This is a genomic window from Sulfuricurvum sp. (assembly GCF_036279695.1).
GTDB lineage: Bacteria > Campylobacterota > Campylobacteria > Campylobacterales > Sulfurimonadaceae > Sulfuricurvum.
In genome coordinates this window covers 1-22759 of record NZ_DASUIQ010000067.1, presented here as the reverse complement: position 1 = coordinate 22759, position 22759 = coordinate 1, and the positions used below count along the sequence as shown (strand labels likewise).

Sequence of the window (22759 nt, the reverse complement as noted above, 5' to 3'; positions counted from 1 at the left end):
AGCGGCATTAGGACTTAAACTCGTACATGCCCTCCCCGCTGATGTACAAAAACACCTCATTGTATCAGATCACGCCCAAATCGTTTTAGAAAAAGAGGAAAATCTAACTCTCCACAAAAACGATGAAATCTGGGCTTCCGTAGCCTCAGGCTCGTACGGTGCGGATGCGATGATCATCACCCCGTGCAGTATGAATACCCTCGCTAAAATCGCCTGCGGTATCGCCGATAACCTCATTACCCGCGCCGCTGCGGTGATGATCAAAGAGCGACGCACCTTGGTTCTCGCACCGCGTGAAATCCCTTTTTCTCCTATCGCCTTGGAAAATATGCATAAGCTTTCTATGCTAGGAGTCATCATTGCCCCACCCGTCCTTGCCTACTACGGCGATCAGGAAGATTTGGAATCGATGGAAAATTTTATGATCGGCAAATGGTTCGATCTTCTCGGTATCGAGAACAATCTTTATAAACGATGGAATCCTGATGCATAAAATAGCCCTCTACCCGGGAACGTTTGATCCTATTACCAACGGTCATTTTGATATTATCGAGCGCGGAATCAAACTGTTTGATGAAGTGATCATCGCGGTCGCCGATTCACAGGAAAAAAAACCGATGTTTACGCTGCAAGAGAGAGTCGATATGGTCAAACTAGCCGTAAGAGATCTTGATCGCGTACAGGTTGTCGGATTTGATAATCTCACCGTTGAACTCGCCAACACCCTCGGTGCAACCGTACTTATTCGAGGACTGCGCGCGGTAAGCGATTTTGAATTTGAACTTCAACTGGGGTATCTCAACAATTCCCTCGATCCCAACATCGAAACGGTCTATTTGATGCCGAAACTCAAACATGCATTCATCAGCTCTTCTATCGTCCGAAATCTGCTGAAATTCAACGGTAAAACGGTACATTTGCTCCCTGAGCCTGTCCAAAATGTTATCGGGAGTATGAAATCATGTACGTTGCGATAGAAGGGATCGATACCGCCGGAAAAAGCACACAAATCGAAGCGCTTCGCACCCTCTTCCCCGAAGCGCTGATTACGAAAGAGCCGGGCGGAACTCCGACGGGAGTTGAGATTCGAAATATGGTACTATTCGGCAATTTAAAAAGTAAAATGGCAGAAATTTTCCTCTTTTTAGCCGACCGTGCCGAGCATACCGAATCGGTCATATTGCCCAATATGAACAAACTCATTATCAGTGACCGCTCCGCCGTATCGGGGATGGCGTATGCGAGTGTTCAAAACCTCTGCGATGAATCCACGCTCGTATCGCTCAATCGTCTCGCTACTAGCGGAACGTTGCCCGATACGGTGTTTATTCTGAAATTGACCCCCGAAGAACTCGCACATAGACTGAGCCAAAAAGAGCACGATGTGATCGAATCACGGGGAATTGATTATCTCCTCAGTATCCAAGAAGCCCTTATCGCTTCGGCGTATGCTCTGGGTATACAAACCCATGTAATCGATGCGACACAATCTATCGATACAATTACAGAAGAAATTACAAACCTTATCAAAGGAGCCTTATGATCCAATCTTTGCGCGGAATGAACGACATCCTCTCCGAGGACTATGAACGTTTTGAATACTTTATTACAACAGCCTCTACCATCGCCAAGCGATACGGGTTTCACTATATCGAAACGCCGCTGCTCGAAGAGACGGCATTGTTCAAACGCTCTGTCGGAGAATCCAGTGACATCGTCGGCAAAGAGATGTATCAGTTCATCGACAAAGGGGAGAATGACGTATGCCTTCGCCCCGAGGGGACAGCCGGAGTCGTACGTGCGTTCATCCAGCATAAGCTCGATAAAAAAGGGGGAATCCACCGCTTTTACTATCACGGACCGATGTTTCGATACGAACGCCCCCAAAAAGGTCGATTGAGAGAGTTCCACCAATTCGGGATCGAGAGTTTCGGTGTCGATTCGGTCTATGAAGACGCATTAATGATTATGATGGTCTCGGATATTCTCAAAACACTCGGTATCGGATACCGACTCAAACTCAACTCGTTGGGTGATCAAAACTGTATGCCAGCCTACCGTGAAAAACTCGTCAGTTTCATCGAGAGTTGCGGTGATGCGATCTGCGGCGACTGTGAACGTCGTAAACTCACCAACCCTATCCGTGTCCTCGATTGTAAAAACGAAGCTTGCCAAGCCCTTTATACGAATGCACCCAAATTGATCGATCATCTGTGTGAAGGGTGCCAAAGTGATTTTGATACCCTTAAATCCATTTTGGATCAGCACGCTATCGCCTATGAGATCGATACGAATCTCGTACGGGGACTCGATTACTATTCCAAAACGGCGTTTGAATTTGTCAGTGACAACATCGGGAGCCAAAGTGCTATTGCCGGCGGCGGACGCTATGATCGCCTCATCGAGTTTTTGGACGGAAAACCGACTCCTGCGGTCGGATTTGCGCTGGGAATCGAGCGGTTGATGGAGTTGATCGTTATGCCAGAACGTGTGCGCGAGGGGTACTATCTCGGTGCGATGGATGCCGCGGCACTTAAACCGATCCTTTTAGCGGCGGAAAAAGCGCGTCGAAGCGAAAAAGCGGTCGTCGAATACAAACCCCGAAAACTCCAAGATCATCTCAAAGGAGCGGATCGTATTAACGCCCGCTATTGTGCCGTTATCGGTGAAAATGAGCTTGCTCAAAACGCTATTTGGGTAAAAGATTTGGTAGAAAAAACCGAATCTCTTATCCCGTTAAACGATTTTTTTGTATAAGGGGGATGATGTGAAAACATACGGTATAGATATTTGGGGTGAAAACAACTTTATGATCGACCAAGGGAAGATCAAAGTCAACTATAAAAGTTCACCCTCATTGCTCGAAATCACCCAAAAAGTGCGTAAAACCAATCTTCGAGGCCCTCTCATCCTCCGTTTTCCCCATTTGATCGGAAAACAGATCGATGCACTTTATTCGAACTTTCGCCGTGCGATTTTCGAAAACGACTACACCGGTAAATTCAATGCCGTTTTCCCCCTCAAAGTAAATCAGTTTCCTGAAGCGGTCGATGCTATCGTCGAACTCGGTGAGAGCTACTGTTACGGCTTGGAAGCGGGTTCCAAAGCGGAGCTCGCGTTAGCGATGGCGAAAACCCCTATCGGTTCTCCGATCACCGTCAACGGTTTCAAAGACGAAGAGATGGTAACATTGGGCTTTATGGCGGCACAAATGGGACATAACATCACGATCACCATCGAGGGACTAGGCGAGCTCGAATGGATTATCGATGTTGCTCAGTCGTGCCAGCTGAAAGTGCCTAATATCGGTATCCGTGTCCGTTTACAATCAGAAGGAAGCGGTATCTGGGCGAAAAGCAGCGGAATGAGTGCCAAATTCGGTCTCACCTCCACGGAGCTTATCGAAGCAATGCTCATGCTCCAAGAGAACAATATGCTAGAACATTTCACGATGATCCATTTTCATATCGGGTCTCAAATGCAAGACATCGCTCCGCTGAAGAGGGTTTTACGTGAAGCGGGAAATATCTATGCCGAGCTCAAAAAAATGGGTGCCGATAACCTCCGTGCGATCAACATCGGGGGTGGTTTAGCGGTTGAGTATTCCCAACACACCTCGACTCGTATGCGTAACTATACCCTCGAAGAGTTCTCCAACAGCGTCGTCTTTTTGCTCCGTGAGATCATGAATGCCAAAGGGGTTGCCCATCCCGATATTTTCACCGAATCAGGTCGTTTCATCGTTGCGTCACACTCGGTTCTCATCGCTCCGGTTTTGGAGCTTTTCAGCCACGATTACCAAGCCAAATCACTCAAACTCAAAGAGCATAATCCTCCGTTGATCGAGGAGTTGCGTGAGCTTAACTCGTTGCTCTCTCCGCGTACCTGTATCGAGTATATGCATGATGCGCTAGACCACATGGAATCGCTCCTCACGTTGTTCAATCTCGGACATATCGATTTGCAAGATCGCTCCAACGCCGAAATCTTGGTGCATCAGATTATCAAAAAATCGCTCTACCTCTCACAAGACAACCCGATGCCGGAGATCGAGCGTCTTCAGGTGAAGCTCCAAGAGCGCTATTTGATCAACACCTCTATTTTCCAAAGTATCCCCGATTATTGGGGATTGCAGCAGCAGTTTCCGATCATGCCACTGGATCGCCTCGATATTCCCGCTATCCGCGCGGCGAGTTTGTGGGATATTACCTGTGACAGCGACGGGGAGATCCGTTTTCAACCCGAGACACCGCTCTATCTCCACGACATCGATCTCGATGAAGAAGAATACTTCTTGGCATTCTTTAACGTTGGTGCCTATCAAGAGACTTTGGGGATGAACCATAACCTCTTCACCCACCCGAGCGAATGTACCATCCTCATCAATGAAAACGGCTACGAGATCGAAAACTTCACCGAATCGGACAACGTACTCAATATCCTCGAAGATATTGGCTACGATGCGTCTAAACTTCTGACCAACCTTAAAAATAAACTCGCTTCGAGTGATTTTAGGACAGAAGAAGAAAAAAGTGATACACTTCAAAAACTCGAAATGTACCTCTACCAAAACGGGTACTTGCGAACCACTCGATAAGGATTTAATTTGGGACTTTTTTCTGAAATTGCCGAAGATTTTTCGAACGTTTACAAAAATGATCCCGCCATCAGTTCGCGTATCGAACTCTTTTTTAACTACCCCGGCGTTTGGGCGATCTTTTGGTATCGTATTTCCAACCGTCTCTATCGATCCGGCTTTCGTGCGATCGCCCGTATCATCATGGGTATCAATCAGCTTTTTACCAACATCGACATCCATCCGGGTGCTACCATCGGGCGACGTGTTTTTATCGATCACGGCTTCGGCGTCGTCATCGGTCAAACTACCGTGATTGAAGACGATGTTCTCATCTATCAAGGCGTTACCCTCGGTGGAGTAAGCCTCACCCCCGGCAAACGCCATCCGACGATCCGTAGCGGCGTTGTTATCGGAGCGGGAGCCAAAGTACTCGGCAACATCACCATCGGAACCAACTCCAAAATCGGAGCCAATTCTGTCGTTGTACGTGAAGTCCCTGACAACTCTACCGCTATCGGTATCCCGGCTCACGTGATCCAAAAAGGGCGAGACAAAGATCCGTTCAGCCACAACAAACTCCCCGACATCAACAAAGAGATGTTTGAATATCTCCTCCGTCGGGTCGCTGTACTCGAACACTACATGGTTCAAGACAATACGGAGATTCTAGAACAAGATTTGCAGCTTGAAAATATCTATGAATCATTTATCAAAGCGATGAAAAACTAAATACTCTGTTAAAGATTGTTTAATACATAAGCCATTACAATCGATTGTTAGAATTATTTCATCAAAGGTTTTATATGGCAAACAGGCTGAAAATAATAAGTTGTTCCTTACTTTGCGCCCTTCAGTTACATGCTACTTCGCTGGATTCCCAAACGCTTCGTTCCAGCCTCTCAAAACCGCAGTTTGAACAGACCCTCTCAACCCTAAGTGCTGATACTTCCGATCAAGACGAATTTTGGTATTGGCTCAATCTTGCACGACTACAGCAAGCAAACGGCGAGTTTAACAACTCTATCAACTCATTTCAAAAGTCGTTTGAAATTTTGGACGAATATGAAAACCGCGCCAAAGTTAGTTTGCGAAACGTCGGCTCTTTTTTAGGATCGAGTTTTTTATCCAAAGGGGCTGAAACCTATTACGGAAAAGGGTATGAACGAACCCTGATGCACACGCTTAATGCATTAAACTATGCCATGCTGTCTAATTTTGAAGGGGCTTCGGTTGAGATGCGTCGTATGGAACAACGTCAAGAGTTTTGGCTAAGTGAAACGGAAGAGAAGATCAAAGAGGCGGCCGAAGAGCAAGCCAAAGCCGAAAAAGAGGGAAATAATGTATCCTCTATCCCCAGTGAATACTCTATGTCAGCCATGCTCGAAGATGAGAGTGTCCGTCGTCTTGCTAACAGTTATCAAGACCCTTTTTCCTATGCTCTGAGCAGTATTATCACCAATATCGCATTTCCGAGCGAAAATTTAGGAGAAGTGAGCCTCAAGCGTGCGCTCACGCTCAACCCTGATGTTTCAAAAGCTTTTGTCAAGCTTCCGACATCAGCACTTCCGACGGTTTCGGCTAAAGTCAAACCGATAGCCAAAGGTAAAAAAGGTGCACCCGCACTCAACAATCAGCCAACCACTCCAAAAATTGAAAAGATGGAGATTACCGTCGTCGTATTAGCGGGTGAAGCCCCTTCGGTCAAAATAGAAAAAATACATTTTCCCCTCTTTAACGGAGCCAACTACACCAGTATAGACCTCCCCTCCTACAATCCTCCGATCAATGACGTCAGTGTCGTCACTATTTCTACCGATAAACTGCGTTTGCAGCCTCCGAGATTGTTGCAAACCAATGCTATGGCGTACAAAACACTCAAAGACGAACTCATCGGTGAACTCTCGAAATCAGTCGTTCGAGCAACAAGTAAAGCAGTTATTGCAAAACAGGCATCCGATAATTTTGGATTTTTAGGGGGATTTGTGGCATCATTAGCAATGGATGCCGGAAGTTCAGCGGCTGATTCAGGATACCGAAACTGGGAACTTCTCCCAAATTCAGGCTACTTATCAAAATTTGAAGCATTGCAAGGAGAAACGTTTACCATTACCATGAACGATCGACAAGAATCGTTCACCCTGCCCAAAGATAAAAAAGGGGTTCTTGTTCTTGTCTCTTACATCACCAACGATAACATAAGGATTGACCATGTTGCCTATTAAACATCAACTGCTTAGCATCACACTCGGAAGTTTATTGATTCTGGGAATCAGCGGTTGTGCCGGAAAAAATCAAGAACATTACATCGGAAAAGAGCGTGTTATTCTCAAAGAGCACAAAAGTTTCCAAGAAGGTAAATTTCTAAAAGTTGCCGCCACCTTTGAAAATGAAGATGACAACGAAGTTGAGGGGATGGTATACCAAGTAGAGTGGATTGACAGCCGAGGAATTGTGGTGGATCAAACATCATGGAAACCTTTCACCATTGTCGGAAAACAGCAAATCCGTGTTGTCGATATGGCTAATCGCCCAGATGTAACCGACTATCGTATCGTAATCTCAACCCCAAATAAATAAGGAAAAAACGCATGACCACATTCACAAAACTTTCACTTTCAGCTACTCTTATCCTCTCATCATTTTTAATGAGCGGATGTGCCACCGGCGGAGCCGGAATGGTAGGTGCTTCATCCAATGTTAAATACGGCGATGCCAAAGCGGCTGAGACGGTCACGGCTGATTTCGGATCATCCGATTTACAATCAACCGCAGAGACATTAACGCAGTCGCTTCTTGAAACTCGCTATATAGCCAAAGCGCAACAACCGCCGAAAGTTCGTCTTCGCACGGTCAACAATCTCACCTATGAGCATATCGATACCAAAGCGATCACCGATAAGATCCGTATCAAACTTCTCAAATCGGGACAAGTTCGTTTCTTGGCGGATACCGCGAACCTCAATCAAGTCAATGCAGAACGTGATTTGACCACTACCGCTACGACTAAAACCAAAATGAAAGCGATGACCGATTCGGATTACATCATTACCGGAAATGTCCGCTCGATCAAAAAAGCCAACGATGACGTCAAAGACGTTTATTACAATGTATCCATGGAACTCGTCGACCCGCAAAGCGGAGAAATCCTATGGGCGGATGAAAAAGAGATTCGTAAAGTTACCGCAAAATCTTCGATGGGATGGTAAGTCATGAAACTCATTACATACGCACTTGCCGCTCTTTGCAGCACTTCGATAGTACTCAGTGCCGCTATCTTGAGCGATGGCGAGCAGGTAGAAGTCAAACCGTTAAGCTACAACTACACCGTTGTACAAAATTTTGAAAACAGTGTGGCGGAAGCTACCCATAATCAAGACGGTACTATCAAAGAAGATGAAAATGTTGAACATAGTTCTCATGTCAGCGGATCGGGATACTTCACCTACAATGCGAGCGGATCGGCAAAAGCAAGTATGAAGCGTGATAATGAGTACAAAGACTACAAAGAGCATCATAAAGTCACTGCGAGCACCTATAATGATACGGTCATGGTGGAAAAAATCATGTACTCGGACAAAATGACCAGTGTTATCGAAACTGCCCTCAACGATGCGGGCGTATCGATGTCCAAGTCGGGAGAATACGTTTTGAACGGCACTATTAAAACGATGCGCTGTAGTAAACCTCGCCTCGTCCCTGATGGAAGCAATGAACGTTATGCTATTTCTGCGACCACCGCAATCCATATTCAAGTTTCAAACAAAAAAACAGGTAAAGTCGTGTTTGCCAAAACATTTACGGGAACCGGACAACAAACCTTTAACATGAATGATCCCGTACCGGTCGATGATACTGTCGATATGTCCGTCGATGATTTAACCGCATCGATGATCGAAACCCTCACGGGCAAAAAAAGATCAGCGGAAGTGAATTATCAAGACTCACCGGGAAAACGACTCGTAGATTAACTAAAGGGTTCTGTATGAAATATTATACCGTCGGTTTATTCGCACTTGTCGCTTCGACATTGGCTCAATCAGAGATGCTTAATACAGGTAGTAATGATTATTATATGACACCGCCTGCATCCTACCCATCATCTCCTGTTGTAGAATCAATTTCTGTGCAAGAGCAATGCTGGTATGAACAAGTACCGATTAGCGGTGTTTCACAACCGGATGAAAATCCTAATGTCGCCGGTGCTGTCGTCGGAGGAATTATCGGCGGAATCGTCGGTCATCAATTCGGAAGCGGAAGCGGTAATACCGCCGCTACGGTAGCAGGAGCGGCGATAGGAACCGCAGTAGGTGCGAGTTCGGGAAACAATACCCCGACTACACCGCAATATCAGCTCATCCGCAAGTGCAATACGGTTCGCTGATTTTTCTCTTTCTTAGATCCCCTCAGAGGGATTGATCGTCTCCACCACATCCAAACCGAATCCGCTGAGTCCCGCAAAATCAGAAACTTTTGTCTCCGCGATAAGACGCATATGTTTAACCCCTAACGATTTGAGGATTTGAGCACCTATGCCATATTCTTTCATATTAACATGCTGATGGTGCGGTTTATTGATAAAGAGCATGACCCCGCTATTATGTTTGAGGTAGTTGATCGAATCGATCAAATGGGCATATTTACTTTGATTGAGGAGCAAATCTATATCGGGAACGACATTATGGACTTTGACGTTCGCCGTCTCCCCCGCTTTGTAGAAAACAACGGCGGTATGACGATTATCCTGATGGTCTGAAAATTCATACTTTTTGACGTGGACACCGAAAAACTCGATCTCTTCTTCCGAAATCGCTTTTACCAATGTCTCATTAGCAAGACGAAATTCGACAATATCAGAGATATAAACCGTTTTGAGATTGTGTTTGGCGGCAAATAGATCCAAATCATCACGACGAGCCATCGTTCCGTCTTCTTTCATAATCTCACAGATAACTGCCGATTCGGCTAAACCCGATAGTCGACAAAGGTCAACCGACCCTTCTGTATGACCGATACGAACCAGTGTCCCACCCTCTTTCGCGATCAATGGAAAAATATGCCCGGGAGCTACCAGTTCAGAGGGTTGCGAAAGGGGGTTCGCGAGGATTTTGATCGTCATATCGCGCTCTGCCGTAGAAATACCTGTGGTTGCCGCTGTAGCATCCACAGAGATCGTAAACGCCGTCTCATGCATGGATGTATTTGATTTGACCATCGGTTCAAGGCTAAGGCGCTTAGCGATGCTCGGGTTGATTGCGACACAGATCAACCCTTTGGCATGACTCGCCATGAAATTAACATGATCCGGTGTTGAAAAAACGGAGGCATAAACCAAATCCCCTTCATTCTCACGATCCTCATCATCCACCATGATAACCATTCGACCTTTTTTAAACTCTTCGATAGCATCCAATACACGTTGCACTGCTGACATTCAATACTCTTTTGTAATTAATATAGTAAGCAATTATAGGGTAAAAGGGTTAAAAAACTATCACAAACCAAAAAATGACCTTTTTTAATCGCGTTGTTTACGAAACACTTGACAAATTATTCAAAAATGTCTATAATTTCGGCCTCTTAACGAGAACATTGGGGTGTCGCCAAGCGGTAAGGCAACTGGTTTTGGTCCAGTCATTCGGGGGTTCGAATCCCTCCTCCCCATCCACCACTGTCAACTTTTAACACCGCGGAATAGAGCAGCCCGGTAGCTCGTCGGGCTCATAACCCGAAGGTCACAGGTTCAAATCCTGTTTCCGCAACCAACTACTAACGTCAACTACGATTAACTTTCAGAGCCTATCTTCTAACTCAGAATTTTTTTAAGACTTGATACAACTTTTTTCAAACTTCGTGTCGCGGAATAGAGCAGTCCGGTAGCTCGTCGGGCTCATAACCCGAAGGTCGTAGGTTCAAATCCTGCTTCCGCAACCAATTATAATTTCTTATATCCTTAAAAATTATTTCTACCTTAATCTTCCGACTATCTCTTAATGCAATCAGTGCTAAAACCTATAGCGAAAATTCCTCGAAGGAGAATTTTCATGAAACGGATCATCAGTATTTATACTGAACATAAAAACAGTATTCAATTTTACCTTCGTATGTGTATGGAAAATTTCCACCCTCTCTCAACGGATACAAAAGACATGCGCCGTTTTTTCGAAACCGACAAATCAGCGGAAGTCATTTATGCCGTCAATAACGCATTTATCCAAATTTCTCCCAGCTATGGTAGGAATTACATCGATGAAGATCGCAAAGATACCGATAAATCTTTTTATTTTAAGTGGGTGAATTTTGAAGAAGATTTCATCCATACCAGCAATCCCTATCTCCACCATGTAACGGGTCTTCCAACCTTAACGGTGGTAAAAAAAGAAAACGACTCCTACCTTGTCATCGATTTCGATATGCTCAAACTACTCGAAGAACTTCGCCTCATAGAGCACAACAGTGCGTATGAGCAAATTAACCGTTTTGTCATGGGGAGCGGCGGGTTGTTGCTGGGAATCGTATCGGTTTTTTTAATCTTTTACGGCGGATATATCTTTTACAGCATGCTTGTATCGCCTTTTTCCGCTGAAGCGGTAATGCATCAGATCTTTACCTCAATTATCTCTATTACGATCGGGCTTGCCATTTATGATCTTGCGAAGACGCTGATCGAGAATGAAGTTCTTTTCAAAACATTCAATTACGGCAACGACTTGCAAAACAAAACATTGAGTAAATTTCTAACCTCTATTATTATTGCCCTCTCCATCGAATCGTTGATGGCAGTATTCAAAATCGTGCTCGATGATTACAGCAAACTTATCAATGCTTTTTATTTAATTATCGGCGTAACATTACTCATCGTCGGAACCGGGATTTATAACCGTCTTTCCCGCCAGACAAAGTAAATTATCAGGGGTGCTCGTATGAAAGCATTTAGAAGATCGTTTAGCGAGTATTTTGCAAATAAGCGGATACAACAGACCCCTTATTATCTTATTTCACTTTTGACATTCAATATGATTGTTATTGTGACCTTCACCATAATCCTCCTCTATACCCTCGGATTCAACCGACAAAAAGATCGTTTGCAAGAACTCGTTGAGACGCAAGCCCTCATGATCCATATCGTTGCCGAGCAAGAGTTTATGTATCATAAGCCTGTCACACCGGAAAAAAGAAAACTACTCTCAGAAGATATTATCGGAAAAATATCCAATGCTCATTACCAATATGTAGGATTCGGAAAAACCGGTGAATTTACCCTAGGAAAACGTGAAGGGGATCAAATAGAGTTTTTAATCAAACAACGTCATTTCAAGATGGATAACCCAAAACCGATCCCATGGAATTCATCTCTAGGTGAACCGATGCGACGTGCGCTGAAAGGAGAAAAAGGGGTTGATATTCTCTATGATTATCGGGGTGCAGTCGTTTTGGCGGCATATCAACCGATCAAAGATTTAGGATGGGGGTTGGTCGCTAAAATCGATCTCAGCGAAATACGCGATCCCTATCTCGAAGCCGCAAAATATGCCATAGGTCTAACCCTCCTTTTAGCATTTGCGGGGAGCCTTGTTTTTTGGTATTTTCTCCATCCGCTAGTACAAGACATAGAAGATTCGCGCCACTTCAACCGTATGCTAATCAACAGCTCATCCGCGGGACTGGCACTATGTACGTTGGAGGGAAAAATTATCGATGCCAACAAAAGTTTTTTACGGATTATCGCATCGTGCACTAAATGTATCCGAAATATAAGCTATTTTGATCTGATAGCACATGACGTTGTCGAATCGGAAAAACAGCGGTTTCACGCCCTCAAACTAAACGGCCGTATAGACCCTTATGAAAGCGTCTATATCGATAGTGATAAAAAACGTGTCCCCGTTAAAATATCGGGTAAACTCATATCGATTAAGGGTTCACCCTTTGTATGGCTCAGTGTTGATAATATCACCCTTCAAAAAGCGTATGAGCAGAGATTGCTCACCGATTCTTTACATGATGTTTTGACAGAGCTCCCAAACCGTCTTTTCTTTAACCAGATTTTGAACCAAACTATTGAGCGGCATGAACGGGAACATAAATCCTTCGCACTGTTTTTTATCGATCTCAACCAGTTTAAAGAGATCAACGATACGTATGGGCATGAGTGCGGAGACATACTTCTCAAAACTGTGGCTCAGCGGTTAAAAGAAAATATACGTTCAAGTGATTTTGTCGCCCGTCTGGGTGGTGATGAATTCACCCTTATTATCGAATCAATCACCCATCATGAAGAGGCAATCTCGATCGCCAAAATGCTCATAAGCAAAACGAGGTACCCTATTGTAGTTGAAAATTGCTCCATAGCACCCTCACTCAGCATCGGAATCGCATTTTATCCTGAACATGGAAGTGATCCCTCTACACTGCTAAAGTCTGCCGATAAAGCGATGTATTTCGCAAAGCACCAAACCTCCGAACATTGCACCGTTTATAGTGGAGGATGAGAATAGGAGTTCATCACTAATGCTTCTGATTCAAATTGATACGTGAATAAATGGCAGGATTGAGCGGACATAGCATCTGAACAAAATTTGAAATATTCATTTGCTTTTTCCAATTCGTAATGAACCGTCACTTTCGTAATATGGTTCTCTTGTGCCAGTCGCCGAAGATTTATTTCCGATTCTATTTTCTCATCTACCTGTTTGGTCTCAAAATACAAATTTAGACATTGTTCAAGAATAGACCCTTCCATGTTAACTTTTAACTCATCGGTAAGATTTTTATTGGCGATAAAACTCGTATTTTTTGGGTTATGAGTACCTAAGGTGATCACTTTAAAAAGGTTATAATAGAGAAATGTATCGTCCTCATCATGAGCAGCATTTCCGGTTAAATCATTTATTTTTTTCGGTATAGCTTTGATATTATTGATAAATCCTATCGTATGGATAGAGGTATTTATCCCCAAATCAATCGCATAATACAGTAAGAAATCGTGAATATCCAAGGTGAATTTAGCCATGTCTTCGTAAATAAATGTGATGTACTTTCCTGTTGTAACCACTTGAGGTTTAACCGTATTTTTGGTTAACGCACATTTGTATATATCCAACTCGATTCTACGATTTGTTTTCTCTTTTCCTATTTCAAGATAAAGATATAGATTATTCCCTGAAAAGGAGTATTTTGGCTGTTTCAAAGTTGAAAAGCGTACTTTTGTTCGAGTCGCGATAAAATAGATGAATCGTGTATGGAGTTCATTTTCAACTTGATATTTCACGGTTGGATGCGATTCTTGTAAAAATTTTTGATTAGGGATAAAATCTTTTTTATCCTCTATCCATTCATACCAATACATATCACTGTGCATTAAATCAATGACCCATGATTCTTCTTCATTATGTGTATATCTATTTTCTGACACGGGGTTCCTTAAAATGCTATATTTGGCAAATATTCATCTACCGGTGCAGGTTTACCTAGCACGTAGCCTTGCACATAATTTATTCCTATGCTTTGAATACAATGGAGTATTTCATCGGAACTGACAAATTCTGCCACGGTCATAATCCCTAACTTTTCCGAAAAAACTTGAATCGCTTCTACGATCGTCGCCGTTCGGACATTGGATTCGACTTGACGAATGAGTGAACCGTCAATCTTGAGATAATCGATATTGAGTTGTGCAATGTTGATAAAGTTACTGTATCCTGTCCCAAAATCGTCTATGGCGATACGATACCCTTTTTCTTTTAACTCTTGGACTCTCATACCTAGTTGGACAAAATCATCAGCCATATCGGTTTCAAGGAGTTCTAAACACATCTGTGTGGCTACACTATCACTGATCTCATGTAACAAAATATCCAAGATCGAATTGTCATTCAATTCTCCGACTGAAATATTGAGCGATAACGTCGTATCAGGGGATTGGGTAATGATCTGGTTTGCACTTTGAATGATACGTTTGGTAAGACGCTGTTCTAACAGCGTAGAATGAATCGTCGGGAGAAAATAGTTAGGGGTGATAATTTTGCCATCTCTGGTTCGAATGCGAGCAAGCATCTCATAATGCGATAGTGCACAGTTATCACTATGATATATCGGCTGTAAAAATGGGACAAGTCTATCTTCGTCAAACGATTCTTTGACATCTATTAGCTTCATAAGCCCGACTTGCTGATCAATCCGTCTCTCTTCGTATTGTTCAATACGATTACGACCGTTATGTTTCGCGTGATAAAGGGCTATATCACTTTGTTTCAGAGCATCATCAAAAGAAGCGGCATTTTTAGTTTTGACATTAACCCCCATAGAAACACTCACATGGATCTCTTCCCCGTTTGGAAGTAACATATCTGAGTTATATATGGCATTGTGTATCCGTTTAGCGACGGAAAGGGTATCAAATGGGGCGGATGTATCGGGTCGTATAAGGAGGAGAAATTCTTCGCCCCCCATACGGATGACAAAGTCACGCCGTTTTCTCAGATGAGAAAGAATAATTTGTGCGACGTTATGCAAGATAACATCACCTGCATCATGACCGAACGTATCGTTAATCTTCTTAAAATGGTCAATATCAACGCTTATAATATGAAAATCCAGTAGATTATACGATGCACGTAAATCCTCTAAAAAATTGCGATTATGAACCTGAGTTAACGGATCTGTATGGAGCTTAGAATTGATAAAATAAAAACGAATCGCACTGAGGATAACAATCACGCCAATAAGAGTTAAAACAATTATGGTAATTTTCATCATCTGCTGTAACTCAGCCGACATATCATCAATAGCCTCTACACGTTGCATCATCAAATCAAAGACTAAAACTGCTTGAACCTTACCATCGACTTTGATAGGTCGGATATGGGTAACACCGATGGAAGCGAATTGAGATGAATAAATATTATGCACTTCTCCTCTGCGAATACTCTCCATCCACTCCTCATCAAATGCTTCAAAACGTTGCCCCGGACGGGCTCGTTCATCGCCGCTAGATGCATCCGCCAGATAACGCAAAGTCTCTCCATCGGGATAGAGTAGATATATATAGCCGATAGCAGGAGTTTTCAATACACGCATACTTGATTCGACGGCATCGCGCAGTACTGAATCATTCAAAAGTTTTTCAGAAAGATTCCCCTCCTTCGCCCCGATAACCTCCAATGAGTGTGCTATATTCTCCGCCATTATAGAGGGTTCGGATAGGGATGTTTCGATCAGTTGATGTGATATTTTTTCGGTTTGACTGACCATATGGAATTGAAAATAGATAACGGAACCGAGAAATAGTAACAGTGTTCCGAGTATCCATGATGATCGATGGATCAATAGCTTAAAAAAGGTCATTAGTAGATTCGCTCATCAATATGTTTCGCGTATTCATTGTTCAAGCGTACCTTCTTTTCAGCTAATCGAGAGCGGATAAATACCAGATTAGGGCGGCCCTTTTGCCAGTAAAATGCTCCGATAGCTTCGGAAAGTTCATTTAACAAACTGTATTTTGTCACGAGAATAATCTGATTTTTACACCCTTGTATTTGATTGATCGAACTAACAATCGCTATGTCGGCATCAGAACACTCATGTACGGTATCGGATTGACTCAAATAGCTATCGTATGAGCGACCGTATGTCGGATCATAGATTTTTACCCGCTCCTTGTTGACCAAATCCACCGCCAATTTATCCATCATTTTCGCATGCAATTTAAGATCGCTTTCCAGCGCCAGTAGATTAGCCGCTAGTGTGAAATAGAGTAGGAATCGTCTCATTAGAAGCTCCACTCAAACTGCGCTAAAATTCGTGGGCGATCATAAAGGAGTGAGGTAAACGTGGGACCCATCAATAGCGTCTCTTGCGCTGCACCAAAAAGATTTTCCCCTTTGAGTTTGAGAGTTTGCGTACGATTGATCGGAAACGTAGCCCCTAGATTAATCCGATACCCCTCATCAACTCGGTATCCGCCATAAGTGGTGTAACCGCTGCGGTAAATAACCTCTCCCATGAAATCAATATCATTCCACATGCTCACACCGCGAAGGTACCCACCATTAGGTGCACTGTAAGGATCACTGCCTGATATGGATGTCGTATGTGCTCCAAAATCGATTTTGCTTTCAGATGAAACCGAATAACTCCCATCTAAACCAAACGCACGCTGTTTTGGAGAAGAATCCATATTCTCGGCAACCATCGTTGTCGGATTGAGAGCTATAAAGTAATAATCTCGAGAGAGTGCAACTGAAGCTTGAAGTCTCCAATCCTCTGCTTTGTATTCGCTTGTCCAAGACACCACATCTAATTGCTCTGGTTTAAGCTGTTTAGCGCTGTCCGACATCAAAATATTGGCAAAAACAGGAGGTAGTTCCGTATGACTTGCAAAAAGTTTATGCGTCCAATGAGCATCATCGAGCATCACGATACCGCCATGAAAGTTCATAGTCTTTTCCGTATCATAAAGATTGCTGTAGCGGGCATGATCCATCTTGGCTCCCGCTTTGACCCAGATTCCTCTAGAGAGTTCATATCCCGCTTCGGCGATCAACGATCCGGTTTGTTTGGAGTCCATGATCGGAACGACGGTTTTGAGATCAACGGTAGTCGGAGTAAACATCACCGTATAGCCATTAGCTTGTAATAGCGATTGATCTCCTGAGACATACTTATAGCTTGTCCCTAGAAACAAATCCCAATCAGAACCTTTCCATGTTTTTCGTAAAAATGCGCTCTCCTGCTGAATCTTATAACTTTGATCGAACGAGGTTCCGAGCATAAGTCCGGCTCTTGCCATCGGAGGAAAAAACAACGAGCCGCGTTCACTTTGATCGGCACTGATTTGGTTATAAGAGAGGGTTAATAAAAAGGTCGGATCATTGAGTAAGGATTGGGTTATATTCGCATAAAACTGGCTTGTCTTATAATACCCACTGCTCGGATGAAAGTCGATTGCGCTCCCGCTGAAAAGATCTTGATTGAGCGATATATAACCCGCATTGATCGATGTCGTTTCACTGTTCAATGTTCCAATAAGATACTTTCTTCGTCGTTCATGGGATATATCGACACCGTTTAACTCGTATTTTTGAGTATCGTTTAGAGTTCCTGCACCATAGAGCGTACTATTCCATTTTTCACCGACAGCCCCATAAAATAGCCCCGCTTCACGATCCCCCCGATCGGAGAGGGAGAGGCGTGCCATTGTCCCCTCATTACGATGAGGATCTTTGGTATACATTTTAATGATAAATATCCCAGGCTCATTCCCCAGAGCAAATGCACCGCTATTTTCGTAGAGTTCAATATGATCGATCATCTCCAGCGGAAGTTCACTCCATTGGATCATTGCTGTCCCAACGGCACACGTTCCGACATCCTGATCATCGAGATAGAGACGGACATAGGTTGTCGGATCAAACCGTGTGGTTGCGGCGTTTGGGCTTCCCCAACCGTATCGTCCTACTTCGTAGTTAACAAAATGTATCCCCTTAAGCAAATCGGAGAGTTTATAATAATGATAGCGTTCTATATCTTCACGGGTATAGGTGCTAACATGTCCTAGTGCTTCTATACGAGTTTTATTAGAGAGATCCGAAGCATCACGGTACTCTGCTAGGAGTGACGTAATATCTGATTCATGTGCAGATAGGATGAGTGCTGTTAGTGAGAGTGAATATCCAATTTTTTTCATAAATTACCGCTTATTCTTTTTAAAAGTATTTTGTATGCCCCATATCAGCATCAAAATGAACAACCCGATAAACACCATTTCAAATGTATGTTGTGTTAATCCTATAAATACCATAGTAGAAATGCTTTCCCAAACAATACAGAAAAAATCCATCGTATCCGATAGTAATGATGGCTGTATCGAATCCATAAGAACCTCAATTAATGTAATAAAATTTAACAAACCTAAATGATGGACTATCCTGATGTGCAATAATACAAATTTTTCGGTCACATATCCGTCTCAATTTGTCGCCAATATATGACCGTTACATAGCTACAATGTCTTACAGGAAAGAACCGAAAGGAGAGATTATGAAATTTTTAGTGGTAGATGATAGCTCGACAATGCGCCGTATCATCAAAAATACCCTTTCACGACTCGGACATGAAAATGTGCTTGAAGGGGAAAACGGCGTAGAGGGATGGTCTGTTCTGAATGCTGATCCCAAGATTGATATGCTGATTACGGATTGGAATATGCCGGAAATGAATGGGCTGGAGTTGGTAAAAAAAGTACGTTCAGATGCACGTTTTGCTAGTTTGCCTATCATAATGGTAACTACCGAGGGGGGAAAGACAGAAGTCATTACCGCTCTCAAAGCGGGCGTGAACAATTATATTGTCAAACCGTTTACCCCTCAGGTACTCAAAGAGAAGCTGAGCGCCGTTTTAGGATAAACGCTAGAGTTCTCCCCCTCCTCGGATTATGTCCAATCCGTATTTGTCCCTCACCTGTGTCAACGCATCGGTGAGATGACGCATTTTGGTATCGTTGTCTATTTCGAGTAAATCGAAACTTTTGGGATCATGTCGGGTGAACTTGTTCGCACTCATCCCGATGTAACGGACACTGCTATGAGGATAGAGATCGAGCTCTCTAAATTTTTCAATCGAAAAGTGCTGCAAAAACTGCTCATTAAACAAGCGATAGAGGGTATATTGTTTTTTGGAGCTGAGCCCGTTTTCATACCCCAATGAAAAAGCGTAGGTGGTCGGATTGACCCCTAGCTTCATAATCGTATGACTCCAATGACGCACTAAAATATGGATACGGCGATAGAGCTCATCGCGGCTCTCTATCGGGTGATCCATAGATCGCGACATACCTATCCCTTTTCGGGATCGCTTCGATTGTACAGGTTCATGATCCTGCCCCCTAAAGCGTTGGTACAGATCCGTTCCCGCCCTCCCCCACGATTGGATCAAGCTCTGTGATCTCCACGCATCGCCGATGGTTTTTATGCCGTATCGAGCCATTTTAGCGGAAAATGATTTCCCGACCCCCGGAAACTCTCCTATGGGAATATCTTTGACAAACGACTCGATTTCATTCTCTTTAACCAAACGAACACCGTAAGGCTTCGCCGCCGAAGTCGCCAGTTTCGCGATCCATTTGGAACTGCTCGCACCGATGGAAACGGGGAGCTTAAATTGCATCGTTATTTGGTGCTGAAGATCTCGAATAAAATCATACGTATCCTCCGGCGCGATCCATCCGCTCAAATCGCCGAACATCTCATCGATACTGTATTGCTCCATAACGGGAACAACACTCGATATATATTCCATCAGCTCATGACTCATTGTGTGATAGAGCAGATGGTTCGGCGGAAGAAGAATGAGATGAGGGCAAAGACGTAGCGCTTCATGTACGCTCATCGCGGTTTTGACCCCGTATGCACGCGCTTCATAACTCGCGGTTGTGATGATTCCGCGCAGAGTATCGCCGTCTTTGAAATAGTCTCGGCTATCATACCTAGCATGAAACAGCGAGGGGACAAACGCTCCGCTGTTGATATTCATCAGTTTTTTATCCGCAATAGGTTTTTTATCGAAGATAAACGGATCTCCCCGCCCTCCGACCGCGACACATTTTCCCTCCAATGAGGGGTTTAGTACCCGTTCGCACGATGCAAAAAAACAATCAAGATCTAAATGGATAATCATAGAATGCATCATAGTGCGATCCGAATCATCCTCTCATTTTTCTGTCAGATTGACATATCGCCTACAGTAATTCGAGTTTGTATAAAAAGAGCCGCTCTTTGTACGATGGGACATCAAGTTCCTGACGGTATTTGGCGATAACACGGCGCACCATTTTGACCCCGAACCGCTCTTCGATCATCTCATGGAGCACTTTGTCGCTGAACGGATCGTCTTTGTTTTCGCTTCCCACCAGCCGTTTGAGAAAGTGTTTGATCTCCGACGTGGAGACTTCCCCGATCGAATTGGAAAAAAAGTCTTTGAATGCAAAGAGCCCCCGCTCGGTTTGGATGTATTTATCGGCGATAGCACGGGAGATCGTCGATTCGTTAAATCCCAGCTCATCAGCGACATCCTGAAGACGCAGCGGTTTGAGCTCACCCCCCATGAAAAAGCCGTATTGCTTCTCAAGAAGCACCAGTGCCACGTTATAGAGGGTCGCTTTACGCAAATCGAGCAGTTTGACCAATTCACGCGCCTCTTTGAATTTTTGACGGGCAAAGTTATCGTATTTATCGATCAGATTGACCTGAAGATCGGGATAAAACGCATGGTTGATACGGATGTTCAGCTCTGAACCTGAAAATTCGACGAACAGATCGGGGGTTATTTGAGCTTCGGGTTCCATATACTCCAGCGCCGGAGGATTGCGTAGTTGCTGTAATATATGCTTGGCATCACCCAAACGGGGATGCTTTATAAATTTCTCCATTTTATCAAACTGCAAGATCATAGCACTCAGTAAAATAGAGAGTTCATCATCCAAATCATAATCGGTGAGCTGAAATAAAAACGACTCTTTGTAATCCACGGCACCGACACCCGAGGGTTCCAAATGGGCAAACCGCTGACGTACCCTCTCTACGGTATGCGCATCGGTGTCGCACTGCTGAGCTACCTCTTCGACAGAGCCCTCAAAATACCCCTCATCACTGATATAGTAGACAATCTGACGGGCGATCTTTTGCGAAATAGGTGTCGGGAATAACGGGGCTACGATCTGTTCATCGAGTTTTTCATACAATGAGGTAGATGAGATACTCAGCCACTCGATTTGATCGCTGGATGAGTTGGAGACGTAGTTTTGAAATGCACCGTACGCCGCACTCCCCCCTACCCCTGAGGAGGATTCTTCAAATCCCGATTTTACCTCTAAACATGGGTTTTCATTTGTAATGACCTGCAAATGTTTTTCGAGATCATTGAGAGAACATTGTAAAAGGGGAAGCCATGTTTGCATTGATAGACGGGGAAGTTGTTTTTGTTTATAAGAGAGTGATGTTTGCATAATAAGCCACCTAAAAAAATACACATTTATACAAAGCAATGCATATTTTGTTCTTATGAAAATTATAGGCTTTATTTAGGCAAAGTATTGATCAAAAAATAGGCAATTAAAGGATAATTGTCATGCTGAACTGGATTCAGCATCTCATCATCAGACCCCGAATCAAGTTCGGGGTGACACTATTTAGTATTTAATACGTACCAAACCGTTTGGCGATACGACTTTCATTTGACAAGCAAGACGAGCTTTCGGATTGCTTTCATTGAGTGTTTTTAGTACCGCTTTCTCTTTATCAGTAACGGGGCTCATGTACTCCATCCCTGATTCGATCATTACGACACAAGTACCGCATTCACCGTCACGGCATCCGAACGGAAGCGCACTACCTGAAGCTTCAACGATGTCTTGGATCGTTTTGCCCGGTATGACGTTGATCGCCAAAAAGTCATTCATAATTTCTACACGTGTTGTCATCCCAACTCCTTTGTTGATTACGATTATTTAGCCGCGAGGGCACCAATTTGATACAGTATGCAAAAATCTCAGAAAAGTGTTGTTTATTCCCCCTCTTCTTGAGATTGCGCCGCTTTCTGGGCAGCTCGTGCGGCACGGTGTTCTTTGATCCAGCGCAGCTCTTCTGCTACTTCGTCGTAACCGTCATCTTCGAGGGCACTCTCCAGTTCCGCTTCACGGCATCCGAAGATAAACCCCTCCTCGATAAAATTGACCTCATAGATACGGATCGTCTGTAAAAAGTCACCGATTTTTCGGACATACCCCTCGGCTCCCGCTTCGATCAATACATCGCCGACCTGCGCATAGGGATAGGTTCCGTCATTTCGGATCGATTTCGTCAGTCGAACCCGCTCGCCGACTCGGTAGAGAGACAAAATCTCATCTTTGGTCGACATCTTATAGAGGTTTGTTTTACGTGCTTCATCATTGATGGGCATATTATCATCAGAAGCTAATGGTTGTTTGGCTTGTACAGGCATGGACTCCATTGCTCACCTCCTCAATAGTGCTACAGCTGCTTGAGGTAGAACAGGTTCCGCAAGCGCTCGGTTTATCAAACATTTCCCACACATCGGCGGCTGAGGGGCTATAGCCGTTCTCAAAATTTTTGTAGACGGTGAGCAGAGCAAAACGGTAATATTCGAGCAATTTCGTATCGCTCCCCA

23 protein-coding genes, 3 tRNA genes and 1 pseudogene are annotated in these 22759 nt (G+C 43.8%); 17 read left to right on the top strand and 10 right to left on the bottom strand.

The window, feature by feature from the left end:
- The 11 genes from VFW36_RS07015 to VFW36_RS06965 form a co-directional block, all read left to right on the top strand.
- Positions 1-493: UbiX family flavin prenyltransferase (locus VFW36_RS07015; RefSeq protein ID WP_329658097.1), on the top strand; the 493-nt coding region annotated here is incomplete at its 5' end.
- Complete coding sequence (coaD, locus tag VFW36_RS07010; protein WP_329658096.1) at positions 486-977, top strand: pantetheine-phosphate adenylyltransferase; 492 nt, start codon at positions 486-488, stop codon at positions 975-977. The genes VFW36_RS07015 and coaD, both read left to right, overlap by 8 nt.
- Positions 962-1543, top strand: coding sequence for a dTMP kinase (tmk, locus tag VFW36_RS07005; RefSeq protein WP_329658095.1), 582 nt, complete (start codon positions 962-964; stop codon positions 1541-1543). The genes coaD and tmk overlap by 16 nt, the downstream gene beginning before the upstream one ends.
- Positions 1540-2757 (top strand): histidine--tRNA ligase, encoded by a 1218-nt coding sequence (hisS, locus tag VFW36_RS07000; protein WP_329658094.1) that lies wholly within the window; start codon positions 1540-1542, stop codon positions 2755-2757. Before tmk ends, hisS begins: the two co-directional genes overlap by 4 nt.
- A 10-nt stretch (positions 2758-2767) precedes the next feature.
- Positions 2768-4597: a biosynthetic arginine decarboxylase gene (speA, locus tag VFW36_RS06995; protein ID WP_329658093.1), complete on the top strand. Its 1830-nt coding sequence runs from the start codon at positions 2768-2770 to the stop codon at positions 4595-4597.
- Between the two features lie 9 nt (positions 4598-4606).
- Positions 4607-5308 (top strand): serine O-acetyltransferase, encoded by a 702-nt coding sequence (gene cysE / locus VFW36_RS06990; protein WP_329658092.1) that lies wholly within the window; start codon positions 4607-4609, stop codon positions 5306-5308.
- A 74-nt stretch (positions 5309-5382) separates the two neighbouring features.
- Complete coding sequence (locus tag VFW36_RS06985; protein WP_329658091.1) at positions 5383-6801, top strand: hypothetical protein; 1419 nt, start codon at positions 5383-5385, stop codon at positions 6799-6801.
- Complete coding sequence (locus VFW36_RS06980) at positions 6788-7156, top strand: DUF1425 domain-containing protein (RefSeq protein ID WP_329658090.1); 369 nt, start codon at positions 6788-6790, stop codon at positions 7154-7156. Before VFW36_RS06985 ends, VFW36_RS06980 begins: the two co-directional genes overlap by 14 nt.
- Positions 7157-7167: 11 nt before the next feature.
- Complete coding sequence (locus VFW36_RS06975) at positions 7168-7785, top strand: penicillin-binding protein activator LpoB (RefSeq protein WP_329658089.1); 618 nt, start codon at positions 7168-7170, stop codon at positions 7783-7785.
- Positions 7786-7788: 3 nt separating this feature from the next.
- Positions 7789-8547 (top strand): hypothetical protein, encoded by a 759-nt coding sequence (locus VFW36_RS06970; protein ID WP_329658088.1) that lies wholly within the window; start codon positions 7789-7791, stop codon positions 8545-8547.
- A gap of 14 nt (positions 8548-8561) precedes the next feature.
- On the top strand, positions 8562-8960 hold the full coding sequence (locus tag VFW36_RS06965) for a glycine zipper 2TM domain-containing protein (protein WP_329658087.1): 399 nt from the start codon (positions 8562-8564) through the stop codon (positions 8958-8960).
- A gap of 12 nt (positions 8961-8972) precedes the next feature.
- Here VFW36_RS06965 and VFW36_RS06960 read toward each other — a convergent pair whose 3' ends face one another.
- On the bottom strand, positions 8973-10010 hold the full coding sequence (locus VFW36_RS06960) for a bifunctional 3,4-dihydroxy-2-butanone 4-phosphate synthase/GTP cyclohydrolase II (RefSeq protein ID WP_329658086.1): 1038 nt from the start codon (positions 10008-10010) through the stop codon (positions 8973-8975).
- A 159-nt stretch (positions 10011-10169) separates the two neighbouring features.
- On the opposite strand from VFW36_RS06960, the gene VFW36_RS06955 reads away from it, so the two are divergent.
- The 5 genes from VFW36_RS06955 (at position 10170) to VFW36_RS06935 (ending at position 13068) form a co-directional block, all read left to right on the top strand.
- Positions 10170-10244, top strand: a tRNA-Gln gene (locus tag VFW36_RS06955).
- 20 nt (positions 10245-10264) lie between these two features.
- Positions 10265-10341: transfer RNA gene (locus VFW36_RS06950), tRNA-Met, on the top strand.
- 92 nt (positions 10342-10433) lie between these two features.
- Positions 10434-10510 (top strand) — tRNA-Met (locus tag VFW36_RS06945).
- A gap of 110 nt (positions 10511-10620) precedes the next feature.
- The gene (locus VFW36_RS06940; protein ID WP_329658085.1) at positions 10621-11481 is read left to right on the top strand and encodes a hypothetical protein; all 861 of its coding nucleotides are present in this window, start codon (positions 10621-10623) and stop codon (positions 11479-11481) included.
- Positions 11482-11499: 18 nt separating this feature from the next.
- Entirely contained in the window at positions 11500-13068 is a 1569-nt protein-coding gene (locus tag VFW36_RS06935) for a diguanylate cyclase domain-containing protein (protein WP_329658084.1), read from the top strand.
- Here the strand turns inward: VFW36_RS06935 and VFW36_RS06930 are convergent.
- Genes VFW36_RS06930 through VFW36_RS06915 form a run of 4 tightly spaced genes read right to left on the bottom strand, consistent with a single transcriptional unit; the run spans position 13053 to position 18263 of the window.
- Positions 13053-13991, bottom strand: a complete 939-nt coding sequence (locus VFW36_RS06930; RefSeq protein ID WP_329658083.1) for a hypothetical protein — start codon at positions 13989-13991, stop codon at positions 13053-13055. The genes VFW36_RS06935 and VFW36_RS06930 overlap by 16 nt on opposite strands.
- 8 nt (positions 13992-13999) lie before the next feature.
- Entirely contained in the window at positions 14000-15922 is a 1923-nt protein-coding gene (locus VFW36_RS06925; RefSeq protein ID WP_329658082.1) for an EAL domain-containing protein, read from the bottom strand.
- Positions 15922-16347 (bottom strand): hypothetical protein, encoded by a 426-nt coding sequence (locus tag VFW36_RS06920; RefSeq protein WP_329658081.1) that lies wholly within the window; start codon positions 16345-16347, stop codon positions 15922-15924. The genes VFW36_RS06925 and VFW36_RS06920 overlap by 1 nt, the downstream gene beginning before the upstream one ends.
- Positions 16347-18263, bottom strand: coding sequence for a TonB-dependent receptor plug domain-containing protein (locus tag VFW36_RS06915; protein WP_329658080.1), 1917 nt, complete (start codon positions 18261-18263; stop codon positions 16347-16349). Before VFW36_RS06915 ends, VFW36_RS06920 begins: the two co-directional genes overlap by 1 nt.
- Positions 18264-18616: 353 nt before the next feature.
- Here VFW36_RS06915 and VFW36_RS06910 point away from each other — a divergent pair, with 353 nt between their 5' ends.
- Complete coding sequence (locus VFW36_RS06910) at positions 18617-18982, top strand: chemotaxis response regulator CheY (RefSeq protein ID WP_329658079.1); 366 nt, start codon at positions 18617-18619, stop codon at positions 18980-18982.
- 3 nt (positions 18983-18985) lie between these two features.
- Here the strand turns inward: VFW36_RS06910 and VFW36_RS06905 are convergent, their stop codons facing one another.
- From VFW36_RS06905 to VFW36_RS06885, 5 genes and pseudogenes are all read right to left on the bottom strand, one after another.
- Positions 18986-20251, bottom strand: a complete 1266-nt coding sequence (locus VFW36_RS06905; protein ID WP_329658078.1) for a DNA polymerase IV — start codon at positions 20249-20251, stop codon at positions 18986-18988.
- A 61-nt stretch (positions 20252-20312) separates the two neighbouring features.
- Complete coding sequence (gene rpoN / locus VFW36_RS06900; RefSeq protein ID WP_329658077.1) at positions 20313-21578, bottom strand: RNA polymerase factor sigma-54; 1266 nt, start codon at positions 21576-21578, stop codon at positions 20313-20315.
- Between the two features lie 183 nt (positions 21579-21761).
- A complete protein-coding gene (locus VFW36_RS06895) occupies positions 21762-22052 on the bottom strand; it encodes a 2Fe-2S iron-sulfur cluster binding domain-containing protein (RefSeq protein ID WP_329658076.1) in 291 nt (96 codons plus the stop codon).
- 83 nt (positions 22053-22135) lie between these two features.
- On the bottom strand, positions 22136-22582 hold the full coding sequence (locus VFW36_RS06890) for a nitrogen fixation protein NifZ (RefSeq protein WP_329658075.1): 447 nt from the start codon (positions 22580-22582) through the stop codon (positions 22136-22138).
- Positions 22539-22759, bottom strand: a pseudogene (locus VFW36_RS06885) (nitrogen fixation protein NifW); the annotation flags it as partial. The pseudogene VFW36_RS06885 and the gene VFW36_RS06890, both read right to left, overlap by 44 nt.

Bases quoted from the DNA above. Each gene is read 5' to 3' on its own strand.
- coaD (WP_329658096.1), top strand. From the start codon at position 486: ATGCATAAAATAGCCCTCTACCCGGGAACGTTTGATCCTATTACCAAC.
- tmk (WP_329658095.1), top strand. From the start codon at position 962: ATGTACGTTGCGATAGAAGGGATCGATACCGCCGGAAAAAGCACACAA.
- hisS (WP_329658094.1), top strand. From the start codon at position 1,540: ATGATCCAATCTTTGCGCGGAATGAACGACATCCTCTCCGAGGACTAT.
- VFW36_RS06985 (WP_329658091.1), top strand. From the start codon at position 5,383: ATGGCAAACAGGCTGAAAATAATAAGTTGTTCCTTACTTTGCGCCCTT.
- VFW36_RS06980 (WP_329658090.1), top strand. From the start codon at position 6,788: ATGTTGCCTATTAAACATCAACTGCTTAGCATCACACTCGGAAGTTTA.
- VFW36_RS06975 (WP_329658089.1), top strand. From the start codon at position 7,168: ATGACCACATTCACAAAACTTTCACTTTCAGCTACTCTTATCCTCTCA.
- VFW36_RS06970 (WP_329658088.1), top strand. From the start codon at position 7,789: ATGAAACTCATTACATACGCACTTGCCGCTCTTTGCAGCACTTCGATA.
- VFW36_RS06965 (WP_329658087.1), top strand. From the start codon at position 8,562: ATGAAATATTATACCGTCGGTTTATTCGCACTTGTCGCTTCGACATTG.
- VFW36_RS06960 (WP_329658086.1), bottom strand. From the start codon at position 10,010: ATGTCAGCAGTGCAACGTGTATTGGATGCTATCGAAGAGTTTAAAAAA.
- VFW36_RS06940 (WP_329658085.1), top strand. From the start codon at position 10,621: ATGAAACGGATCATCAGTATTTATACTGAACATAAAAACAGTATTCAA.
- VFW36_RS06935 (WP_329658084.1), top strand. From the start codon at position 11,500: ATGAAAGCATTTAGAAGATCGTTTAGCGAGTATTTTGCAAATAAGCGG.
- VFW36_RS06925 (WP_329658082.1), bottom strand. From the start codon at position 15,922: ATGACCTTTTTTAAGCTATTGATCCATCGATCATCATGGATACTCGGA.
- VFW36_RS06920 (WP_329658081.1), bottom strand. From the start codon at position 16,347: ATGAGACGATTCCTACTCTATTTCACACTAGCGGCTAATCTACTGGCG.
- VFW36_RS06915 (WP_329658080.1), bottom strand. From the start codon at position 18,263: ATGAAAAAAATTGGATATTCACTCTCACTAACAGCACTCATCCTATCT.
- VFW36_RS06910 (WP_329658079.1), top strand. From the start codon at position 18,617: ATGAAATTTTTAGTGGTAGATGATAGCTCGACAATGCGCCGTATCATC.
- VFW36_RS06905 (WP_329658078.1), bottom strand. From the start codon at position 20,251: ATGATTATCCATTTAGATCTTGATTGTTTTTTTGCATCGTGCGAACGG.
- rpoN (WP_329658077.1), bottom strand. From the start codon at position 21,578: ATGCAAACATCACTCTCTTATAAACAAAAACAACTTCCCCGTCTATCA.
- VFW36_RS06895 (WP_329658076.1), bottom strand. From the start codon at position 22,052: ATGACAACACGTGTAGAAATTATGAATGACTTTTTGGCGATCAACGTC.
- VFW36_RS06890 (WP_329658075.1), bottom strand. From the start codon at position 22,582: ATGGAGTCCATGCCTGTACAAGCCAAACAACCATTAGCTTCTGATGAT.